This is a genomic window from Kineococcus vitellinus (assembly GCF_009906315.1).
Taxonomy (GTDB): Bacteria; Actinomycetota; Actinomycetes; order Actinomycetales; family Kineococcaceae; genus Kineococcus; species Kineococcus vitellinus.
Genome location: NZ_JAAALL010000634.1, coordinates 1 through 575 on the forward strand (window position 1 = coordinate 1; position 575 = coordinate 575).

Below are 575 nucleotides of genomic sequence, written 5' to 3' on the forward strand. Positions count from 1 at the left end.
CCATCATCGGTCGCAGGACTGCTCGGAGGGTCTTTCCAACTTCGAAGTTCGGCGCACCGAACTTCGAAGTTGGAAAGACCCTCCGAGCAGTCCTGCGACCGATGATGGCGCGCGCCCGCGGCCCCCGCGACCCGAGATCCGTGGACGCGGACGTGGACGGCGCGGTGCGGGGCGGGGTGGGGTCAGAGGCGCTTGGTGTAGCAGACCGACAGCGGGCTGTCGGCCCACGGGCCGAACGGCACGGCGCTGCGCTCGTAACCCAGCGCTTCGTAGAGGGCCATCGCCTCCGGCTGCTTGGTGCCCGTCTCCAGGCGCACGCGCCGCGCCCCGGCGGCGCGGGCGGCCTCCTCGTAGGCGGCGACGAGGGCGCGGGCCACGCCCCGGCCGCGGAAGCGCTCGTGGACGAAGACGCGCTTCATCTCCACGGTGTCCTCCCAGCCGGGCTCGTCGACGGCCTCGCGCGCGATGCACCCCGCCGGCTCGCCGTCCACGTGCGCGACCAGGCAGGCGGCGTCGGCGGCCAGCGGGTACTCGTCGTCCGGCTCGCCCGGTGCCCGGTAGCGGCGGTTCAGCTC

1 protein-coding gene is annotated in these 575 nt (G+C 73.9%); it reads right to left on the reverse strand.

Annotation, left to right across the window (positions count from 1 at the left end):
* Positions 1 to 182: 182 nt before the first annotated feature.
* Positions 183 to 575: GNAT family N-acetyltransferase (locus tag GTQ99_RS23850; RefSeq protein ID WP_166618096.1), on the reverse strand; the 393-nt coding region annotated here is incomplete at its 5' end.